Genomic DNA, 19,387 nt, shown 5'->3' on the forward strand with positions numbered 1-19,387 from the left:
TCATGCGGTCATGGTTGCAGCGAAAAAAAGGTCCCGAGCCGCCGAAATCGATTGCGGCCGTCCTTGAGCCCTCGGAGCGGGAACAGCCGCCCGACGCCGCTTCCGCGCCGGCGGAGCCGCTTTTGACGGTGCGCGGGGTGGAGCGCTCGTTCGACGTCGGCAGCCAGAAGCTGCGCGTGTTGAAAGGAATCGATTTGCAGTTATATCCGAAACAGCTCGTCATGCTGAAAGGCCGGTCCGGCTCCGGCAAAACGACGCTGATGAACTTGATGGGCGGGCTCGATACGCCGACCGCCGGCGAAATTTATTTTCAGGGACGCCCCTTTCACAAATTGGACGACCGTAAGCGAACCGAGGTGCGCCGCAGCGAAATCGGATTTATTTTTCAGGCTTACGCGCTGCTGCCGCTGCTGTCGGCTTACGAGAACGTGGAGCTGACGCTGCGGATGGCGGGAGTTCCGAGAACCCAATGGAAAAAACGGATCACCGAATGCCTGGAAATGGTGGGGCTCGCGAAACGGATGCACCATCGGCCTTCCGAGCTTTCCGGGGGAGAACAGCAGCGGGTCGCGATCGCCAAGGCGATTTCGCATCGGCCGAGCTTGCTGCTGGCGGACGAACCGACGGCCGAGCTGGATTCGCAGATGACCGCCCAGATTATGGGGGTTTTTCGGGACATCGTTTCCGCGGAGAAAGTGACGATTTGCATGACGACTCACGATTTGACGATATTGGAGGTTGCAGACCATGTCTATGAAATGGTGGACGGCGTATTCGTATCCAAGTGACCGGAAAGGAGCTTGGCGCGGCTCCAAGCGAAAGCTGGCTTCGGCGTTCGCCGTCCTGTCCTTGAGCGCGGCGCTGGCCGGCTGCTCGCTGCTGCCCGACGAGCCGGAAGAGGAGGACCTGTCGGCGATCCAGCTGCCGCAAATTTCGAAAAAGCCGGAATACGAAGTTACCACGAAGACGCTGGAGACGAAGGTTCAGGGCACGGGCAAAATCATGTCCGAAGAGGAAAAAACGCTCTACTATACTTCCTCTTCTTTGGAAGGCAAAAGACTCAAAACGCTGTACATATCAAACGGCGACGCCGTGAAAGCGGGACAGGTCATCGCCGAACTGGACGTGGAAGATTTGAAAAAATCGCTCCGCAGCCAGAAGCTGCAATTCCGGAAGCTCGAGCTCGACATGAAAAACACGCTCCGCCAAAAGGACGAAATGGACCCGCTCGAATTCGAGCAAAAGCAAATCGAATTCGAGGAAGCGCGACAGGCGATCACCGACATGGAGCAGGACATCGCCGCCGCCGTGCTTACCGCGCCTTTCGGCGGAACGGTCGTCTCGGTGAGCGCCGAGGAGGGCAAGCAGATCAAGGCGTACGACCCGATCGCGGTCGTGGCCGACACGAGCCGTCTCGTCGTCGCCGCCAAGCTGTCGAGCGACAATCTCGCCAAGGTCGCCGTCGGGATGGAGGTCAAGGTATCCATTAATAACGTCGGCGAGCTGACGGGCAAAATCAAGGCGCTGCCCGAGCCGTCGAACGACCAGGAGAATCCGGGCGAAGCCCAGATCGACAAGGTGAGCAATTATTTGCTCGTCGACGTTCCGGATCTGCCGGCGGAAGCGACGAGAGGAACGCCGCTTACGGCGTCGGTCGTCACCAACCGCAAGGAAAACGCCGTCGTCATCCCGACTTCCGCGCTGCGAACGATCGGGGCGAGAACGTACGTGCAAGTCGTCGAGGCGGACGGCAGCAAGCGGGAGGTCGATATCGAAGTCGGCCAGCAGACGTCGACGGACGTCGAAGTGCTCCAAGGGTTGACTCCGGGACAGAAAGTCGTGGGTCGGTAAGCTATGGGCGCGCTCATTCGTTTTTTATTCCGAAAAATGTGGAACACCCGCTGGCTGACGCTCAGCACGCTCGCCGGCCTGCTCTTCGCCGTGGCGTTCACGACGAGCATTCCGATGTACGCCGACGGGGCGCTGAAGCGGGTGGTCGCCCAATCGCTCCAGGACAACAGCGAGGGGCTGCCGGCTGGATCGCTCTTGCTCCGCTACCAATCGACCGACGGAAAGACGGATTTGAACAGCTTTGCCGACGCGGACCGTTACATTACCGAAGACGTGCCCGCTTCGATCGGCTTTCCGATCGAAGCGAAGCAGCGCAGCCTGACGATCCGCAATACGCAGGTTACGCCGGAAGACCCGACCAAGGTCGACGCGAGCCGGACGAGAACGATGACGCTGGCCGCCTTCGGCGGGCTTAAAGACCAAGTCGAGCTTGCGGGCGGCAAATGGTTCGCGGACCGGGCCGCGGCGGACGGAACGCTGCAGGCTGTCATGATGGAGGAGGCGATGTTCCGCAACGATCTGCATGTCGGCGACGTGCTGCTCTACCCGATCTATGGCGGATTGAACATTACGCTCCGCGTGGAAATCGTCGGCTCCTACAAGCCGCTCGACGAAACGAGCGCCTACTGGTATCAGGGGCTTGACAGCCTGATGAACACGCTGTTCATCGCCGACGACGCGATGCTCCAGGACGTTGCCGGCGCGCAAGGCATTCCGCTGCAGACGGCGAACTGGTACGCGGCGTACGATCTTCGCGACATCCAGACGAGCCAGCTGTCGGATTTGAGCGCCACGCTTGGCCGGATCGACATCGAAGCGTACCAGAAGCTGAAAGGAACCGGCGTCGAGCTTTCGTTCGCCGACATGCTGAGCGATTTCCGCCGCGACAGCGTGCAACTGCAGACGATGCTGTTCATGCTCGCGGCGCCGATGATCGCGATGGTGTTCTACTTCATTACGATGAACGCCCGCCAATCGCTGGAGAAGCAGCGTTCCGACATCGCGGTCATGCGAAGCCGGGGCGCGGGCACGCGGCAAATTTTCATGCTGTTTTTGCTCGAAGGCGTTTTGCTTGGCGCCGTTTCGCTCGTCGCGGGTCCATTCATCGGCTGGTTCATGGCCAAAAGCATCGGCTCGGCCAGCGGATTTCTCGAATTCGTCAACCGGAAGGCGATTCCCGTCGGATTCGGAACGGACGGGATTTTGGCCGGAACCGCGGCCGTGCTCGTCGCCATCGGGGCCGCCGTCATTCCGGCGCTCGTCTTTACGCGGACGTCGATCGTCGACTACAAGCGGAAGATGGCGCGGGCGGACCGTTCGCCGGTATGGCAGCGCTGGTTTCTCGACGTCGCGCTGCTCGGCGTCGCCGGCTACGGCTGGTACTTGTTCAACGAACGCCAGATGGTGTCGTTCGCGACCGGCGTCACGACGGACCAGCTGAACGTCCAGCCGTTTCTGTTTTTCGTGCCGGCGCTCGCGATTTTCGCCGCCGCGCTCGTCTTTTTGCGGCTGTTCCCGCTGCTGCTGAAGCTGTTCAACTGGATCGGAAAGTCGTTTCTTCCGGTGTCGCTTTACTTGACGCTCACGCAGCTGTCGCGTTCGTCCCGCTCGTATTACCCGCTCATGATTTTGCTGATATTGACGCTGGGGCTCGGCGTGTACAACGCTTCGGCCGCCCGCACGATCGGGCTCAATTCGGAAGAGCGGATTTTGTACAAATACGGCGCCGACGTCATCGTTAAAACGAGCTGGGAAGCAAGCCCGGAATTCGAAGCCCCGTCCGGCGGTTCCGGCGGCGGCGGCCAGGGGCAAGGCGGAGGAGGTTCGGGCGGCGGCGGCCAGACGCCGACGGTTACCCGGGTCAACTACAACGAGCCGCCGTTCGAAGTGTTCCGCACGCTTCCCGGCGTGGAGCACGCCGCAAGGGTGCTGCAAACGAAGGCGAACATTACGATTTCCGGGCGAACGGCGGGGCAAGGGACGATCGTCGGCATCGACAACGTCGATTTTGCCCGGGTCGCCTGGTTCCGCGACGATTTGTATCCGGCCCGTCCGTACAAATATCTCGAATTGATGGGGAAAGCGCCGGAATATGCGCTCGTCAGCTCGAACCTGGCGAACCAATACAACATGAAAGTCGGGGATATCGTGCAAACCGTGCTGCAGGAGCAGCCGGTCGAGTTCGTGGTCGCGGCGATCCTTCCGTATTGGCCCGCCCAATATCCGGACCAGTCGCCGTTCATCGTCGCCAATCTGGACTACATCTACGACCAGGCGCCGCTTATGCCCTACGACGTGTGGCTGAAGATGGAACCCGACGCCTTGACGGCTCCGATCATTCCGGTGCTGCAAGAGAAAAGCATCCAGATCGCGTCGATCGACGACGCCCGCAGCGAGCTGATTACCCAGGCGAAGCATCCGGCCCGGGGCGGCGTGTTCGGCATTTTAAGTCTCGGATTCCTCGTGACGATCATCGTTTCGCTGTCGGGCTACATTTTGTTCTGGTTTTTCAATTTGTCGGGAAGAATCGTGCAAATCGGGACATTGCGGGCCATGGGCTTGTCGCGCGGGCAATTGACCGGCATGCTGCTTTTGGAGCAGATTTTTACGGCAGGGCTTTCGATCGGTCTCGGCATCGGCATCGGCAAGGCGACGAGCCTTCTGTTTCTCCCGTTTTTGCAAACGACCGACAACGCCGCCAATCAAGTGCCGCCGTTCAAAGTCGTGTTCGACAATGCCGACGATTTCCGGCTGTACGGCGTCGTCGGCGTCATGATGGCGATCGGCATCGCGATGCTCGTGACGCATATTCGCCGCTTGAAAGTGCATCAAGCCGTCAAGCTGGGAGAGGAGCGGTAACTTTGTGATTACTTGCGAAGGATTGGTCAAAATTTACAAGGCGGACGATCTCGAGGTCGTCGCGCTGCAGGGGCTGAATTTGGCCGTCGCCCCGGGCGAAATGATGGCCATCATCGGCAACAGCGGAAGCGGCAAGTCGACGCTGCTGAACATTTTGGGCGGCCTCGACCGCCCTTCGGCGGGCCAGGTGACCGTCGGCCCATGGAACCTGCTCAAGGCGAGCGACGACGATCTCGTGAAATACAAGCGGGAGACGGTCGGCTTTATCTGGCAGAACAACGCGCGCAATCTGCTGCCCTTTCTGACCGCGCTGGAAAACGTCGAGATGCCGATGATGTTTTCCGGCAAGCTGGACCGGGCTTACGCCAAGCAACTGCTGGAGTGGGTAGGTCTGAAGGAGCGCATGCACAACAAGCTCACCCAGCTGTCGGGCGGCGAGCAGCAGCGCGTGGCAATCGCGATTTCTTTGGCCAACAAGCCGCAGCTGCTGCTGGCCGACGAGCCGACGGGATCCGTCGACACGCGGACGTCGGATCTCATCATGGACATTTTCCGGCGATTCAACCGGGAGCTGGGGTTGACGATCGTCATCGTTACCCACGATCTGTCGCTGGCGAGCAAGGTCGACCGCGTCGTGGCCATCCGCGACGGCCTGACGAGCACCGAATTTATCAAGCGGAATCCGAATTTGGACGACGCGCCTCCTCTCGGAGGGGGGTTGAACGAAGAACACGAAGCCTTTGTCGTCGTGGACCGCGTAGGACGGCTGCAAATTCCGAAGGAGTATTTGCAAGCCCTGGAAATCGGCGACAAGGCGAGCATGGAGTTTGACGGGGAACAAATTGTCATCAAAGCACCGAAACCGATCGAGGAGGAACCCGCATGAAGAACAACCGATTTCGCAAGCTCGCGCTGGCCGGAATAAGCCTGACGCTAGCCGGCACTTTGCTCGCCGCTTGCAGCGGAGGCAACGAGACCGACGACCCGAACAACCGCCGTACGCTGCGCATCGGGACGATGTACGGCAGCAGCCAGGACGAACAATATTTCCGCCAGCAATATACCGACCTGTTCGAATTTACGCACGGCAACATCGACATCGAAATCGTGCCGGCGATCGACTGGACCGAGACGCAGTTCGAGGAGCAAACCCCGGAAACGCAGCAGCCGGATCCGCTGGAGAAGGTAAAGGAAATCATGACGGGGCCGAACCCGGTTGACGTCATGATTTTGAACGATTCGAGCATGCTGAGCACGATGGTGCAGGAAAATCTGCTCAAGCCGCTCGATCCGCTGATGAAAGAAGACGAAATCGACACCGCCGAATACGTTCCGGCCGTCATCGAAGGCATCAAGGACCTGGGCGACGGCCAAAATCTGTACGCTCTCGCGCCGACGTACTCGCCTTCCGCGCTTTTTTATAATAAGAAGATGTTCAGCAACCTCGGCATCACCCCGCCGACGAACGGCATGACGTGGGAAGAATTGTTCAACCTGGCGCGCCAACTGAAGACCGGCGAAGGCCAGGATGCGACGTTCGGGTTCACGTTCAACCAATGGGGCTACAGCAACGGCTATTACGATCTGACCAGCTTCGCCGCGCCGCTGCAATTGAAAATGTTCGACGAAAAAGGCGAAACGATGACGATCAATACGCCGCAATGGAAAAACGTATGGACGACGTACACCGATCTGTTCAAGGAAAAGGTGCTCCCGTCGCAGGAGGATCTCGTGTTCGAGCAGCCGGCGACCGACGGACCGTACCGCTACAATCCTTACGAGCAGCAGCCGTTTTTCCGCGGCAAAGTCGCGATGGTCATCGGCTCGTACAGCATGATCAGCGAAATCGACACGTTCAACCGCAACGTAGACAAGTTCGAAAACATGGAGGCGCTCGATTGGGATGTCGTGTCCGTGCCGACGTTCGCGGAAGCGCCCGGGATCAGCGGATATATTTATATGAATACGCTCGCCGCCATCAACTCGCAGGCTCCGAATCCGGACGACGCCTGGGAATTCGTCAAGTTCATGAACGGCAAGGAGTGGGGCAAGCTGCGGGCCCGCAGCAGCTACGAGCTTCCGTCGCTGATCGAATACGCGAAGCCAAAGGAAGGCATGAGCTACAACATGGAAGCCTTCACGACGACGAAGCCGATTCCGCAGCAAAATTTGGCGGTCTACACGAAACTGTATCAGGAACGTCCGAATTTGAACCTGATCGATTCGCTCGCCAATACCCAGTACAACAAAGTCGTCAACGGCGAAATGTCGGTAGAGGAAGCGCTCGCCGAATTCGAGACGAAGGGGAACGAACTGCTGCAGAAAATCAAGCTGACGCCGAACGGTCCGATCGAAGGCGTCAACGACGACGTGTACGGCGGAGGAGGCGGTCCGATTCTTTACGACTCGGCTACGTCTGCCGCGGTTGCAGTCGGCTGACGCAACAGGGTAGCGAAACGTCGCCGCGCAGTCAACCGACGGGGCGGTCTGCGCGGCGTTTTTACAAGGATAAGGGGGAATTTTCTTGCGCTCATTTCTTCGATTACATACGTTGAAGTCGCTGTCCGTCGTGCTCGTTTTGTCCGTCGTCGCCGCTCTCGCCGCCGCGTGCAGCGGAGGAGACGCGTCAGACGATCCGAACAATCGCCGCACGCTGCGCATCGGCATGGTTTCGGGCAGCCAGGACAGCGAATCCTATTACCGTCAGGAATACACGGATATGTTCGAACTATCCAAAGGGAACATCGACATCGAATTCCAATATGCGACCGACTATTCGGAGATGATGTACGCTTCGGAAGAGGAGCAAAAGGAATTTCAGCAAATCGATACGTACGAACGGCTCAAGGAAATGCTGACGGGACCGAATCCGGTCGACGTGCTCGTCACCGATCAGGGAACGATGGGCCGGCTGATTCAGGATAATTTGCTCGTTTCGCTGGATTCGTACATCAAGAAAGACAAAGTGGATTTGGAAGCGTTCGTGCCGTCCGTCATCGAAAGCATCCGGGAGGCGGGCAACAACCAGGTTTACGGGCTGACCTCTACGTTCAGCTCCAGCGTTTTGTTTTACAACAAGACGTTGTTTTCGAAAGCGGGCGTCACTCCGCCGACCGACGGGATGACGTGGGACCAAATTTTCGACCTGGCCACTCAAATGAGCACGGGAGAGGGCGCCGAGCGGATATTCGGATTGACGTTGAACGACTGGAACTCCGAATTGAGCATGTACAGCGTCAATAACATCGTCGCCCCGCTGAAACTGAGGATGTTCGACGACAAGGCCGAGACGATGACGGTCAATACGCCGCAGTGGGAACGGGCCTGGGAGCGCCCGATCGAGCTGGCGCAGCAAAAAGTGATTCCGAGCGCGGAAGATTTCGTGGAGGAGATGCCCGCCGACGGCAACTACCGCTACAATCCGTATTCGAACCGTCCGTTCTTTACGAACCGCGTCGCCATGATGATCAGCAACAATTACCTGATCAACGAGCTCAAGACTTATAACGATAACGTAGACAAAATGGAAAATTACGAGCCCCTTGATTGGGATGTCGTCACCTACCCGGTGCTTCCGGAGATGCCGGAAGCGAGCAGCGGGATGTACCTGGGCGAAGTGATGGTGATCAACGCCAACGCGGCCAATGCGGACGATGCCTGGGAGTTCATCAAGTTCAGCACGAGCAAGGAAACGGCCAAATTCAAGGCAAGAAGCACGTACCAGATGAGCTCGCTGACCGAGTTCGTCAAGCCTCTCGACGGCATGGCCTACAATATCGAGGCGTTCTACAAGCAAAAGCCGATTCCTTACGAGTATAATCAGGCCGAGCAAAGCCTTTATCGGGAACGCCCCAACCTGGGCTATATTCAGCAACTCGGCGACCAATCGTTCCAAAAGGCGGTCCGCGGCGATTTGGGCGTCAAGGAAGCGCTGCAGGAATGGCAGGAAAACGGCAACGAGCTGCTGCAGGAAATCAAGCAGAACCCGACCGGGGAGATCGATCTTACGCCTTATTTGGGCGATCAGGAAGCGATCCAGAGGGAAATGCTCCGTCGGGCGTCGGGAGGCTGATTTTCGGCTTTCCCGCTCTTCGGATCGTCCGTACGGCTAGCCCCTAAGAGTAGACCGAAGCGCGAAGGAGCATCCTAAAGCCTGGAGCTTATTCACCGGAAGGATGGCCAGCGATGAATTGGGTCTATTGGTCGAGGCTGTACGACAGCAAGTTCCAGGCAGGCTGTCTCGTTCGCCGGATGGAGCACGACGGGTGGCTGTTCGGGATCGACATGCCGCGGGAAATCGAAGTGTTTCGATCGCGCAAAGGGAAGTACGGAGTTCGTTTTATGCCTTAGCCGCCAAGGCCGGATTCGCCGTTTGCCGCGAAGCCGGCCTTGGCAGCGTGAAGGGGTTGTGTTATCGTTTTAGAAGAAAGGGGCGGGAGCATGCGAAGAATGCCGTTGACGGCGGAAACCGCGCAAAAGCTTGCCGAACATTTGAAGGTGCCGCTCGAGCATCTGATGCATATGCCGCAGCATATTTTGCTGCAGAAGTTGGCGGAAATGGCAAAGGCCGATGCGGCCTCCGGCGGAAACGTCAAAAAGGAGGAATAGCTCAAGCCGGAAGCGCGACGACTTTTTTTAACGGATTGTTATTTTTTCCTTGACTTATTCATTACTCTTGTAGTATATTAATTCTTGTCGCTGTCGACAGATTGATGGTGAACGTCGCGGGGTGGAGCAGTCCGGTAGCTCGTCGGGCTCATAACCCGAAGGCCGCAGGTTCAAATCCTGCCCCCGCAACCAAACTTAAACCTCAAACGGACTTCAGACGAGGGCCCTTAGCTCAGTTGGTTAGAGCGGTCGGCTCATAACCGATTGGTCGGGGGTTCAAGTCCCTCAGGGCCCACCACTGAGGATGCAAGCAGCGATGCAAAGGCGAATGCGAATCGTCTCTACTTCCCAAGCCGGTTAACGGCATCAAGCGGAAGGAGGCGTTTTTTTGTTTGTGCGGGAAACGGGCGCGAACGGCGGAAAGTCGGGCGCGGAAAGCGGGCCAATGATAAAAAGAACGCCCCGAAGGGCGTTTTTGACAGGCTGCGTTGAATGCGGGAATTGCGAATTGAGAGATTAGAGGGATAGCGGATTTCTGCGTCTCCGATGCTTGCAAATGATAATCGCTTTTTGACCGGGGCGGAGTTTGACGACGATCGTTTTTCTCCTCAAAGACATCGTAAGCCACCACCTTTCAGCTTCATAGTATAGTTTATGATGGAAGAAGAGGATGGCTTGGACGAAATCATTCGCAGATTCCCCCATTCTTGCGCGCCCGCTCTGCCATTGCTGGGGGAAGCCGGCCCGCGATTTTGTTGACGCGTATGCCCGGACGTGGTAATATGTAGAACGTTGATCGTTTTCGAATGGTCGATTTCGCGGTTGGCGGAATACGCGCCAATGCGCGCGGCAGCGCGATTTTCGCGCCGGGGTGGCGGAACAGGCAGACGCACAGGACTTAAAATCCTGGGGGTGGTGACACCCGTACGGGTTCGATTCCCGTCCTCGGCACCATTTTTTTAAGGAGCACTCCTTAACATTTAACGCCAGTTGTCCTGTCCGGCTAAACGCCGAGGCAGGATTTTTTGTTTTCCGGGCGGAACCGCAAGGGGACTTCGCGGCGGTTTCACGGATGTCCGATAGATTGCTATAATAGAAGAGTTAACGACGACAGAAAATGGAGGAACGCAAGATGGCGGCCGTATTCCGCAATGATTGGGGACCGGTTCTCGAGCCGGAAATGGAGAAGCCGTACTATCGGGAGCTAAGGCGGCAATTGGCGGAGGAGTACAGGGACAGACGCATTTATCCGGATATGTATCATATTTTTCAGGCGCTTCATCTGACGGCTTACGAGGACGTTAAGGTGGTCATTCTCGGGCAGGACCCGTACCACGGAGCCGGCCAAGCGCACGGGCTCAGCTTTTCGGTGATGCCGGGCGTGAAGACGCCTCCGTCGCTGCAGAACATTTACAAGGAGCTGCGGGACGATCTGGGTTGCGCGATTCCGAGCCACGGCTTTCTGGAGCATTGGGCCAGGCAGGGCGTGCTGCTGCTGAACGCGGTGCTGACGGTGCGCGAGGGCCAGCCGAATTCGCACAAAGGTCTCGGGTGGGAAAAGTTCACGGACGCGGTCATCGCGGCGCTCAACGAGCGAGAGAAGCCGATCGTGTTCATCCTGTGGGGAAGGCACGCGCAGGAAAAAGCGTCGTTCATCGACCGGTCGCGGCACCACGTCATCGCTTCGCCGCATCCGAGTCCGTTTTCGGCGCACAACGGATTTTTCGGCAGCCGTCCGTTTTCGCGAACAAACGCTTTTTTGCGGTCCGTCGGAGAATCCGAGATCGACTGGCAGATTCCGGAGGCGGACCGAGCCGCTGAAGGTCTTCGGGCGTCCGGAGGCGGAGCGCTTTGACGAGAGGGAAGGGGGCGGGACATCATCGGCCCCTTGGCGAAGCGGAATACGGCGCAGACGTTAACGGAGTCGGGGAATCGCCGTCCATCCTTAATTAACGGCCTAAAATGACCGACGCGGTTTGAAAAATGCGCCGACTTGCCGCGCATCTTTTTGCATAGCGGAGCCGCACGCGTTCCCGGCACGAGCGGTTTCGCTGTATAAGCGGCCAATCTTGCCGCAGGCGGGGAGAAGGGCTCGTAAAGCCTGTCCCGATGCTGCGCCGCCAACCGTCCCCTGTCGAGCCCAAGCAAAAAACCCCGCCAGCCGGCGGGGCTTCAAATGCGATATGGTGATCTGAACAGGGATCGAACCTGTGACCCCCACCCTGTCAAGATGGTGCTCTCCCAGCTGAGCTATCAGATCAAGAAGTGTTTCGACTTGATCTATTATAGCGGGATGCAGCCGGAATGTAAAGAGGGATCGGGAATTTTTTTTCGAATTCTTCAGCTTCGGTTGATTTGGCGCTGCTTGTCCCAAACGCGGTTGATCTGGTCGTGGATTCTCGCTTTTTCCTTCTCCAGCAGCTTGCTTTCGATCGTCTCCGCGCTGATGCCTTTCTCCTTGCCGATTTGCACGACGGATTTGCCCTTTTTAAGCTCTTCGATCAGCGCTTTCGGTTCCATGCCAAGCACTTGCGAGATGTCGTTCAACCGCTTCGCGCCCCGAAAGTGACGATGGTGCATGCCGCCTTTGCTGTCGACGAGCAGCCGCACTCGTTCCTCCATCTTCGATTTCCATTTGCCGGCTTCGTCTTCGGTAATCTGTCCGGCTTTGACCGCTTCGTTCAGCCTTTTCACATGCTGGCTGACGAGCAGATCGACGACCTTTTGTTTCGCAACGCCTTTGCTCGCGGCGACGTCCGCCAACGATTTGCCGGCGGCCAGCTCGTTATGGAGCGTAGTCTCGTCGATTTTCAACAGCTTGAGCAGTTCTTCGTTCGGGACGGGACGAGGCGGATGGGCCATCCGCTTATGAATCGAAGAAACGGAGGGCGTCTCGGCCCGGACGGCTTCGGGGGACGGTTCGGCCGCGCCGGCGGCGGCGGGCAGGAGAAGCAGGAAAGCAAGCGTCAACAGCAGCGTACGGCTTGTCGTGGATTTTTTGTTCGGCATGTTGTCTTCACTCCTTCGTTAACCTATTGTTGGTACGATGGAGCATCTCTAAACGGGTAACAAAAAGAAAAAAACCTTCCCGCGAATACGGGAAGGCTGGCTGTCGATTATGGTGATCTGAACAGGGATCGAACCTGTGACCCCCACCCTGTCAAGATGGTGCTCTCCCAGCTGAGCTATCAGATCATACTATCTCGCAAGCACATTTTGTATAATACCAACTTCGGAAAGCCGTGTCAACCGTTTGGGCGGGAATTGTTTTGCACAAAGAACGCCAAATTTTCGCGGACGGAAAAAGTAAAAGTAATGAAGCTTTCGGACCGGCGTATGTATAAAATAAATGCCTTGGAACGGGAGGAACGGTCCGATGGAGGAAGGCGTCATCCTGACGCTGGCGCTGCTCGCCATGTTCGGTCTGATCGGGGCGGTCATGCTGGCCGTCGCCCGCATGGTGCGCGAGGATTCGCTCAAACACGACCGGCGGTTCATTTGGACGATCAAGGACGATCCGGGCAAAAAAGGCGATCCGACGGATTAAGACCCGGATGCGGCGGGTATTCTGAGTAAAACGGAGCGACAGCGCAGCGTTCCGAATGAAAGGAAGGAGGCCGCCGCCATGCCGTTCGGTTTAGCGAACCGCCGCCGGGCGCTTCGCCGCTTCGCCGTTGCCGCCCTCCTGTCGGCGACGATCGGCCTGGCCGCCTGCGGCCAAAAGCCGGCCGTTCCCGCCGGCGCGATCGCCCCCGGCGCTTCGGATTCGGCCGAATCGAAGGTATTCGCGAGCGTATACCCGAGCGAAGTCTCACAAGACGTGTACCGGTCGCGAAACGTCACGCCGGGCCTGGAGTGGGGCGTCGGGTGGTAAGCTCGCCGCGCCCGCCGCAAGCGCCGAATCATAGCAAAAGCTCCGCTGCCGCTTGAAGGCGTCGGAGCTTTTGTCGTTCATTCTTCCCATTTGCGGGAGTAGGCTTTTTTGGTGACCCAGAGCAGCACCCAAATCATGACGACGAGCAGGATCGCGGATATCACGTAGGCGGCAACCAAAACGCAGGCATCCTTTCCGTAGGCGAATTTTTCTCATCATACCGCATTCCGGATCCGGTTGTCATCCCGAAAACGGAAGAGTATAGCGTTTATGCTGGTCGACGAACGTCATTTTTCCGGTTTTTCCGATGAAATCGGGCTGATCGTCTCCGTAATGCATAAGCCGGATTCGTTCCTGGATGTCGTCCGGCAGCGTCAGCAGCTGGGGAAGGCACGCGTGAACGGTTCCGGGCTCATGCAGCTGGCAGTCGTGAAAAATCGTAGTCACGCCCCGTTCGCGAACGAGCTTCGCGAGCAGTTCCGGATTAAACTTCATATCGGCCGTATAAAAGAACGAGTCGTTCAGCAAAATCGAGTAGCTGTATTTGTTCGGAATGTGATCGGTTCGAAGCAATTCCGCCCTCAAACCGCTTAGCAGCTCGACGCGAGTTCCTTCGGGAAGCGGCCGCACGTCGAAAAAATGCTGCAGCGAGTCGTAATGCTCCTGCTCCAGCCCGCCCCGCAGCGAATGCTGCCATAGCGATTCGACAAGCGTTTCGGCGATATACAACGGCTTTCTCGTCTTATATGTAAATTTGTACTTGAACGCGAGTTCTTCGAGTCCTCCGACGTGGTCGGCGTGGATGTGCGAAATCAAGATGGCGTCGATATCGTCCGGCGAAATGCCGAGTCGGTAAAGCATCTTCGGAGCCGTATGCCCGCAATCGATCAAAAGGATGCGGCCACCGGAATAGATCAGCGCATTGTTGTTGAAAAACGTTTTGGCGAAGGCGCTTCCCGTCCCCAGCATTTGGATATCCATTCCAAGCCTCCCAGCTGTCTCATCTGCCAGTTTGAATCGTTGCAAACGAACGCATTTAAAACTGAATTGAATATACCATAATCTGTATCGATGCAAAAGATTTCGTTGCAAAAAACGAAGCATTGCCCCGCCCTCCCGCATACGTTATGGTGGCTGCCATTTTCGCAGGGAAGGGGGGAGCCGCATGAGCAAACCGAAAGGCAAAGGGGCGTCGAAAAAGAAGGAGCTGTCCTCCGTCGTCCACCGCCCGCAAATGAAAATCGTCACCTCGGACGCGTGCGCGGTTTGCCGCACTCCGTGCGCGCGAGGGTTAGCCTATTTGGCCAGAATGTCGGAGCCGGGAGCGATCGGCAACGGCGTTCCGTGCGTGCTTACGCTGCCCAAAGCCAATTGAATCCCGGCAAACCGCGGGGAAATGGCGGAGCCATTATTTCCCGGGCGAGCGCACAATCGGAGCGGATTCGACACGTTCCGTCATGCCGAAGGGAGGGCCGCGGCGGATGTCCGCTCTGAATTTTCTTTCGCGTTCTCGCAACTTTTGCCCGGTTGTTCGGTATAACCATACAGGTAAAAGAGTGCGAACGACGGAGGTCATGCAGAATGAACATCCGCAAGCTGCTTTTGTTGACCGTGGCCCTATTGCTCGTAGGCGGTTCCGCGGTTTTTGCGGATACGGTTGCGCAGAAGGTGCGAATCGTATTCAATAAGCAAACGATCGAGGACGGCGGCATCCTCGTGGACGGCAAAGCGTATTTGGGCGTGCGCGAGGTCGGCGATCTCGTGCAGGGAATGGTCGCCTGGGACGAAAAGGACAAGAAAGTGACCGTCTCGAAGCCGAACGTACATATGTTTGCCATGAACGGCAGCACGCCGTTCGGCTCGGTCGAGAAAAACCAGAAGGTCAACTTCATCGTTTTTGCTCAAATCGACAACCTGCAAGCGGACATTTCCGCCTTCAAGGTCACGATTGCCGATCCTTACGGGGACGAGACCTATATCGACGGCAAAACGACCAAGGACAAGGATTTTCCGACCAAGGACAACTTCTGGTTCACGACCAGCGACAAATTCGGCTACGAGTTCAAATCAAGCGGCAAGTACACGATCCGCTTCTGGATGCAGCCCGCAGGGAGCTCGTCCATGCAGGTCGTCTCGGAAAAAACGATCATCTCGAAATAAGCGGCGGCGCTCCTCCCGATCCGGGGGAGCGCCGTTCGTTTGACCCGGGGATTTGGAAATGATACGATACGATGGAAAAGTAAATCCAACCGACTGAACGGAGGTTCCACATGAGCGATCATGTTCATGACGAAAACTGCAACCACGAGCACGATGAAGAAGCCGTTTTCGTCGTAACGGACGAAGAAGGCAACGAACACGAAATGGTGCTTGTGTACACATTCGAGAGCGGCGATAACGCTTATGCCGTTCTGCTTGACCGCAACGATCCCGAAGACGACGGCGTCATTTTCCGCATCGAGGAAGACGGCGAAGACGAAGTGCTCGTCAATATCGAAGACGACGAAGAGTGGGAGCGGGTCATGAAAGTTTACGAAGAGCTCGCCGCCCAGGAAGCGGACTGAGCCATCGCTTTTCGCGGGAGCTGCCAGGCATGCGCGTTTCGGCATGCCGCGGCAGCTCCGTTTTTTTATTTTCTGGAGCTGAAAACCATCGAGCGGCCGTTGAACAACGTGACTTCCGCCAGCAGCTGCCGGCCGAGCCATTTGCAATATTCGTTCGCTTTCGCTTTGTCGGCGTGCGTGGAGCCTTCGGGAAGGACGACCTGGATGTACGGAACGGAGCGTTCGCCGTCCGGGCGGCGGCCGACGCCGAAAACGATGAAGCGGTAGGGGGGCCTGGAGCCTTTCAAATAAAACCAGGCGTGCTTCTCGGAATTTTGGTCCTCGATGGAGTAGGGAAAGGCGGCGCCGGCGTAATCCCAGCCGAGCTGTTTGCCGGTCCGAGACGCCTGGTCGATATAAAGGCGAAGCTTGGCCTTTACGTCGTCGAGCGTCACTTCGGTTGCGGCGGATCCTTGGACGAGCGAAATGAAAGCGCTTTGACTCATCGTTTTCCACCTCCAAGCCCATCATAGCAAAATCGGATATCGCCTACAATCGTTTTGCCCGAACGTAAAAAAACCCCCCTGCGCCGGCATTGGGCGCGCGGGGATAGACTGCGACCGGCGGAATGCTGCGGGCCGCCTACGAAATCGCCGTCTCTTCGACGATCACCTTGATTTCCCTGACCGTCCGATCTTCCGGTCCTTTGACCGGCAGGCCGACCTCCAGATGGTCGACGATGTAATCGATGTTTTCCTGCGAGATGACTTCGCCCGGCAGCAAAATCGGAATGCCCGGCGGATATACGTAAATAAACTCCGCGATGATCCGGCCGGCGGATTCGGTCAGCGGGATCGTTTCCGTCTCCCCGTAAAACGCGTCTCTCGGCGTCAGCGACAGGTGGGGAATTTCGGGAACCTTGACGACGATGTCCGGAATTTCGCGCGTGTCGCGGAACTGCTCCGACATTTCGCGCAGCGCGTTCACGAGCAGACCGACGGAAGCGTCGTCGTCGCCCGGCGTAATCAGGCATAAAATGTTGTACATGTCGCTAAGCTCGACTTCGATCCGGTAACGCTCGCGAAGCCAGTTTTCCGCGTCGTAGCCGGTAATTCCGAGCCGCCGGACGTGAATGGTCAGCTTCGTCGGGTCGTAGTCGTAGGTCGCCTCGTCGCCGAGAATGTCTTCCCCGAACGAATAGAGCCCTTCGATTTCGTTCACCGCCTGCCGCGCGCGGTTGGCTAGCTCCACCGCTCGGGCCGCGAGCTCTTCCCCGTGCAGCGCGAGCTGGCGCCTTGCCGTATCGAGCGAAGCGAGCAGCGGATACGAGGTGGACGTCGTCGTCAGCATGCTCAAAATCGTTTGCACGCGCTGGACGTTGACCAGCCCGTTTCGCACGTTCAGGATGGAGCTCTGGGTCATCGAGCCGCCGAGCTTGTGCACGCTGGTCGCGGCCATATCGGCGCCGGCTTGCATCGCGGAGAGCGGGAGCTTGTCTGAAAAATGAATGAGCGCGCCGTGCGCCTCGTCGACGAGAACCGGGATATCGTACTCGTGAACGAGGTCGACGATTTCCTTCAGGTTCGCGCTAACGCCGAAATACGTCGGATTGATGACCAGAACCGCCGCCGCGTCGGGATGACGCTCCAGCGCGCGGCGGACCGAACGGGTCGTTACGCCGTGATCGATGCCGAGCTGATGATCGCGCGCCGGCGACAGGAAAACCGGCCGCGCCCCGGCGAAAATAATGGCGGACAGAATCGATTTATGAACGTTGCGCGGGACGACGATTTTGTCCCCGTTGCCGCATACGGACAAAATCATCGTCATGATGGCCGTGCTCGTTCCTTGCACGGAAAAAAAACAGGCATCCGCTCCGAAGGCGTCCGCGGCCAGCTTCTGGGCTTCGAGAATGACGCCGACCGGCTGATGAAGGTCGTCGAGCGGCGCGATGTTGATCAGGTCGATATCGAGAACGTTTTGCCCGACATACCGGCGGAATTCGGGATCCATGCCGGCGCCTTTCTTGTGCCCGGGGATGTGAAACTGCACCGGCCCGGCCTCGGAATGGCGCAGAAGCGCGTCGAACAAAGGGGTGCGGGTATGATCCAAAATGGATAGCGCCTGCCTTTCTTACCTAGCATGAGTCGAAGTTTGTTTCAAACTAGGTTGAGTATAGCAAAAATAGGGGGGAATGCAACAAGTTTGCCGCGCAGCCGATTTCCGTCCGAATCGGCTGTCACGAAAACGACAAATGGCGGCATTTGGAACGGGCTGCTTGCTGTGTTACCATATTTTAAGGAAAAACGACACTGCGTTTTAGAGGAGAGAACGACGTCCATGAGAAGCAAGCTCGCCATCGTAGCGCTCATGCTCATTACGACCTTTATCGGCTTCGGCATTATTATTCCGGTTTTGCCGCAAGTCGTATCCGACATCGACCCGGAAGCGGCCAATTTGCACACGGGCTTGATGCTTACGCTGTACTCGCTCGTCTCGTTTGTCGTATCCCCGCTGTGGGGCTCGCTCTCCGGCAGGGTGGGACGGCGGCCCGTCATCATGATCGGCGTTGCCGGCTTCTGCCTCAGCTTCCTGCTCTTTGGCCTGGCCGGCGACAATTTGACGCTGATGTACGCGTCCCGGCTGATCGGCGGCTTGTTTTCCGGCGCGGTGACCGCTTGCATCGTCGCGTACGTAGCCGACATTACGACAAACGAAGACCGGACGAAAGGAATGGCGGTCGTCGGGATGAGCATCGGTCTCGGCTTCACCTTCGGTCCTTTCGTCGGCGGCGTGCTCAGCCGCATTTCGCTCAGCGCGCCGTTTTTTGCCGCCGCGGGGCTGGCGCTCGTTACGCTGCTCGCGGCATGGGCGAAGCTGACGGAATCGCTCACGCCCGAGCAGCGGGCCAAAACGGCGGCGGCGCCCAAAGTTTCCCGGTGGACCGCCTTTCAGGGCCCGCTTAAAAATTTGTACGTGCTGGCGTTTTTCGTGACGTTTTCGCTGGCGATTCTGGAAGCGACGATGCAATTGTTCGGCATGGAGCGCTTCGAGGTCACGCCCTATAAAGTCGGCATCATGTTTTTCTTTTGCGGGCTGGCCGGCGCGCTCGTCCAGGGAGGCATCGTTCGCCGGTACGTGAAAAAGGGGCGCGAAGGGGCGTTCATCGCGGCGGGGCTCGTGCTGTCGGCGATCGGATTTTTCCTGCTGCTGACCGCGGACAACTGGATCGCCGCAACGGCGTACCTGTGCATTTTCGGCATCGGCAACTCGCTGACCCGGCCGTGCGTCACATCGCTCATTACGCAAAAAACGACGGTCGAGCAGGGGGTCGCATCCGGCCTCAGCTCTTCGATGGACAGCCTCGGCCGGATCGCGGGCCCGCTGCTCGGCACGCTCCTGCTCGGCGTGTACGATTGGCTGCCGTACGTCGTGTCCGGCGTCATTTCCCTGCTTGCGATCGGCCTGCTGGCCCGGTTCCGCATGGCGGACGGCGCATCGGCGAAGCCGAACGCGTAATCGATCGCCTTTGCCGCGCTGCGAAGCTCTCCCCGCTTTTTGGGGAGAGCTTTTTTGACAGAGCCGAAAAGCGGAAACGGCAGCGCCCATCTCTGCGGGGAACGCTGCCGTTTTTGCGCGCCGAAGCGCCGGT

The 19,387-nt window shown here is 57.9% G+C and carries 19 protein-coding genes and 5 tRNA genes; 18 read left to right on the forward strand and 6 right to left on the reverse strand.

Annotated features, from left to right (window positions below; genetic code table 11):
* The first annotated feature begins 2 nt into the window (after positions 1–2).
* The 12 genes from JW799_RS19725 to JW799_RS19780 all read left to right on the forward strand — a co-directional run bounded on the left by JW799_RS19725 (position 3) and on the right by JW799_RS19780 (position 11,173).
* On the forward strand, positions 3–788 hold the full coding sequence (locus JW799_RS19725) for an ABC transporter ATP-binding protein (protein ID WP_205431349.1): 786 nt from the start codon (positions 3–5) through the stop codon (positions 786–788).
* Positions 748–1,851, forward strand: a complete 1,104-nt coding sequence (locus JW799_RS19730) for an efflux RND transporter periplasmic adaptor subunit (protein WP_338026303.1) — start codon at positions 748–750, stop codon at positions 1,849–1,851. Before JW799_RS19725 ends, JW799_RS19730 begins: the two co-directional genes overlap by 41 nt.
* A gap of 3 nt (positions 1,852–1,854) precedes the next feature.
* The gene (locus JW799_RS19735; RefSeq protein ID WP_205431352.1) at positions 1,855–4,710 is read left to right on the forward strand and encodes an ABC transporter permease; all 2,856 of its coding nucleotides are present in this window, start codon (positions 1,855–1,857) and stop codon (positions 4,708–4,710) included.
* Positions 4,711–4,714: 4 nt separating this feature from the next.
* Positions 4,715–5,596: an ATP-binding cassette domain-containing protein gene (locus JW799_RS19740; protein WP_205431354.1), complete on the forward strand. Its 882-nt coding sequence runs from the start codon at positions 4,715–4,717 to the stop codon at positions 5,594–5,596.
* On the forward strand, positions 5,593–7,149 hold the full coding sequence (locus JW799_RS19745; RefSeq protein WP_205431359.1) for an ABC transporter substrate-binding protein: 1,557 nt from the start codon (positions 5,593–5,595) through the stop codon (positions 7,147–7,149). The genes JW799_RS19740 and JW799_RS19745 overlap by 4 nt, the downstream gene beginning before the upstream one ends.
* An 85-nt stretch (positions 7,150–7,234) precedes the next feature.
* On the forward strand, positions 7,235–8,782 hold the full coding sequence (locus tag JW799_RS19750; RefSeq protein WP_205431373.1) for an ABC transporter substrate-binding protein: 1,548 nt from the start codon (positions 7,235–7,237) through the stop codon (positions 8,780–8,782).
* Between the two features lie 113 nt (positions 8,783–8,895).
* A complete protein-coding gene (locus JW799_RS19755) occupies positions 8,896–9,060 on the forward strand; it encodes a hypothetical protein (RefSeq protein WP_176220910.1) in 165 nt (54 codons plus the stop codon).
* A 90-nt stretch (positions 9,061–9,150) separates the two neighbouring features.
* Entirely contained in the window at positions 9,151–9,318 is a 168-nt protein-coding gene (locus tag JW799_RS19760; RefSeq protein ID WP_139787321.1) for a YycC family protein, read from the forward strand.
* Between the two features lie 115 nt (positions 9,319–9,433).
* Positions 9,434–9,510 (forward strand) — tRNA-Met (locus JW799_RS19765).
* A 29-nt stretch (positions 9,511–9,539) separates the two neighbouring features.
* A tRNA-Ile gene (locus JW799_RS19770) sits at positions 9,540–9,616 on the forward strand.
* A 567-nt stretch (positions 9,617–10,183) separates the two neighbouring features.
* A tRNA-Leu gene (locus JW799_RS19775) sits at positions 10,184–10,272 on the forward strand.
* A gap of 178 nt (positions 10,273–10,450) precedes the next feature.
* Positions 10,451–11,173, forward strand: a complete 723-nt coding sequence (locus tag JW799_RS19780) for a uracil-DNA glycosylase (RefSeq protein ID WP_205431375.1) — start codon at positions 10,451–10,453, stop codon at positions 11,171–11,173.
* Between the two features lie 329 nt (positions 11,174–11,502).
* Here the strand turns inward: JW799_RS19780 and JW799_RS19785 are convergent.
* From JW799_RS19785 to JW799_RS19795, 3 genes are all read right to left on the reverse strand, one after another.
* A tRNA-Val gene (locus JW799_RS19785) sits at positions 11,503–11,578 on the reverse strand.
* A gap of 80 nt (positions 11,579–11,658) precedes the next feature.
* Positions 11,659–12,327 carry a hypothetical protein gene (locus JW799_RS19790; RefSeq protein WP_080840383.1) on the reverse strand — a complete coding sequence of 223 codons (669 nt, stop codon included), beginning with the start codon at positions 12,325–12,327 and terminating at the stop codon, positions 11,659–11,661.
* A gap of 110 nt (positions 12,328–12,437) precedes the next feature.
* A tRNA-Val gene (locus JW799_RS19795) sits at positions 12,438–12,513 on the reverse strand.
* Between the two features lie 181 nt (positions 12,514–12,694).
* Between JW799_RS19795 and JW799_RS19800 the strand changes: the two genes are divergently transcribed.
* Positions 12,695–12,865: a hypothetical protein gene (locus tag JW799_RS19800; RefSeq protein WP_176220909.1), complete on the forward strand. Its 171-nt coding sequence runs from the start codon at positions 12,695–12,697 to the stop codon at positions 12,863–12,865.
* A gap of 78 nt (positions 12,866–12,943) precedes the next feature.
* Positions 12,944–13,192: a hypothetical protein gene (locus JW799_RS19805; protein ID WP_080840381.1), complete on the forward strand. Its 249-nt coding sequence runs from the start codon at positions 12,944–12,946 to the stop codon at positions 13,190–13,192.
* A 240-nt stretch (positions 13,193–13,432) separates the two neighbouring features.
* Here JW799_RS19805 and JW799_RS19810 read toward each other — a convergent pair whose 3' ends face one another.
* A complete protein-coding gene (locus tag JW799_RS19810) occupies positions 13,433–14,173 on the reverse strand; it encodes an MBL fold metallo-hydrolase (RefSeq protein ID WP_205431377.1) in 741 nt (246 codons plus the stop codon).
* 184 nt (positions 14,174–14,357) lie between these two features.
* On the opposite strand from JW799_RS19810, the gene JW799_RS19815 reads away from it, so the two are divergent.
* The 3 genes from JW799_RS19815 (at position 14,358) to JW799_RS19825 (ending at position 15,756) form a co-directional block, all read left to right on the forward strand.
* On the forward strand, positions 14,358–14,567 hold the full coding sequence (locus JW799_RS19815) for a hypothetical protein (RefSeq protein ID WP_080840377.1): 210 nt from the start codon (positions 14,358–14,360) through the stop codon (positions 14,565–14,567).
* A 206-nt stretch (positions 14,568–14,773) separates the two neighbouring features.
* Positions 14,774–15,352 (forward strand): hypothetical protein, encoded by a 579-nt coding sequence (locus JW799_RS19820; RefSeq protein WP_080840375.1) that lies wholly within the window; start codon positions 14,774–14,776, stop codon positions 15,350–15,352.
* Between the two features lie 110 nt (positions 15,353–15,462).
* The gene (locus JW799_RS19825) at positions 15,463–15,756 is read left to right on the forward strand and encodes a DUF1292 domain-containing protein (RefSeq protein ID WP_080840373.1); all 294 of its coding nucleotides are present in this window, start codon (positions 15,463–15,465) and stop codon (positions 15,754–15,756) included.
* Between the two features lie 65 nt (positions 15,757–15,821).
* Here the strand turns inward: JW799_RS19825 and JW799_RS19830 are convergent, their stop codons facing one another.
* Both JW799_RS19830 and JW799_RS19835 read right to left on the reverse strand, forming a co-directional pair.
* Positions 15,822–16,241, reverse strand: a complete 420-nt coding sequence (locus JW799_RS19830; RefSeq protein ID WP_205431379.1) for a DUF1885 family protein — start codon at positions 16,239–16,241, stop codon at positions 15,822–15,824.
* A 136-nt stretch (positions 16,242–16,377) separates the two neighbouring features.
* Complete coding sequence (locus JW799_RS19835) at positions 16,378–17,847, reverse strand: aminotransferase class I/II-fold pyridoxal phosphate-dependent enzyme (protein WP_080840369.1); 1,470 nt, start codon at positions 17,845–17,847, stop codon at positions 16,378–16,380.
* Positions 17,848–18,075: 228 nt separating this feature from the next.
* Here JW799_RS19835 and JW799_RS19840 point away from each other — a divergent pair, with 228 nt between their 5' ends.
* Entirely contained in the window at positions 18,076–19,254 is a 1,179-nt protein-coding gene (locus tag JW799_RS19840; RefSeq protein WP_080840367.1) for an MFS transporter, read from the forward strand.
* Positions 19,255–19,387: the final 133 nt, after the last annotated feature.

The organism is Cohnella algarum (genome assembly GCF_016937515.1).
Lineage (GTDB): Bacteria > Bacillota > Bacilli > Paenibacillales > Paenibacillaceae > Cohnella > Cohnella algarum.

Excerpts from the sequence above, each read along its gene's own strand:
- JW799_RS19725 (WP_205431349.1), top strand. The coding sequence starts at position 3 with ATGCGGTCATGGTTGCAGCGAAAAAAAGGTCCCGAGCCGCCGAAATCG.
- JW799_RS19730 (WP_338026303.1), top strand. The coding sequence starts at position 748 with ATGTCTATGAAATGGTGGACGGCGTATTCGTATCCAAGTGACCGGAAA.
- JW799_RS19735 (WP_205431352.1), top strand. The coding sequence starts at position 1,855 with ATGGGCGCGCTCATTCGTTTTTTATTCCGAAAAATGTGGAACACCCGC.
- JW799_RS19745 (WP_205431359.1), top strand. The coding sequence starts at position 5,593 with ATGAAGAACAACCGATTTCGCAAGCTCGCGCTGGCCGGAATAAGCCTG.
- JW799_RS19755 (WP_176220910.1), top strand. The coding sequence starts at position 8,896 with ATGAATTGGGTCTATTGGTCGAGGCTGTACGACAGCAAGTTCCAGGCA.
- JW799_RS19760 (WP_139787321.1), top strand. The coding sequence starts at position 9,151 with ATGCGAAGAATGCCGTTGACGGCGGAAACCGCGCAAAAGCTTGCCGAA.
- JW799_RS19780 (WP_205431375.1), top strand. The coding sequence starts at position 10,451 with ATGGCGGCCGTATTCCGCAATGATTGGGGACCGGTTCTCGAGCCGGAA.
- JW799_RS19790 (WP_080840383.1), bottom strand. The coding sequence starts at position 12,327 with ATGCCGAACAAAAAATCCACGACAAGCCGTACGCTGCTGTTGACGCTT.
- JW799_RS19800 (WP_176220909.1), top strand. The coding sequence starts at position 12,695 with ATGGAGGAAGGCGTCATCCTGACGCTGGCGCTGCTCGCCATGTTCGGT.
- JW799_RS19805 (WP_080840381.1), top strand. The coding sequence starts at position 12,944 with ATGCCGTTCGGTTTAGCGAACCGCCGCCGGGCGCTTCGCCGCTTCGCC.
- JW799_RS19810 (WP_205431377.1), bottom strand. The coding sequence starts at position 14,173 with ATGGATATCCAAATGCTGGGGACGGGAAGCGCCTTCGCCAAAACGTTT.
- JW799_RS19815 (WP_080840377.1), top strand. The coding sequence starts at position 14,358 with ATGAGCAAACCGAAAGGCAAAGGGGCGTCGAAAAAGAAGGAGCTGTCC.
- JW799_RS19820 (WP_080840375.1), top strand. The coding sequence starts at position 14,774 with ATGAACATCCGCAAGCTGCTTTTGTTGACCGTGGCCCTATTGCTCGTA.
- JW799_RS19825 (WP_080840373.1), top strand. The coding sequence starts at position 15,463 with ATGAGCGATCATGTTCATGACGAAAACTGCAACCACGAGCACGATGAA.
- JW799_RS19830 (WP_205431379.1), bottom strand. The coding sequence starts at position 16,241 with ATGAGTCAAAGCGCTTTCATTTCGCTCGTCCAAGGATCCGCCGCAACC.
- JW799_RS19840 (WP_080840367.1), top strand. The coding sequence starts at position 18,076 with ATGAGAAGCAAGCTCGCCATCGTAGCGCTCATGCTCATTACGACCTTT.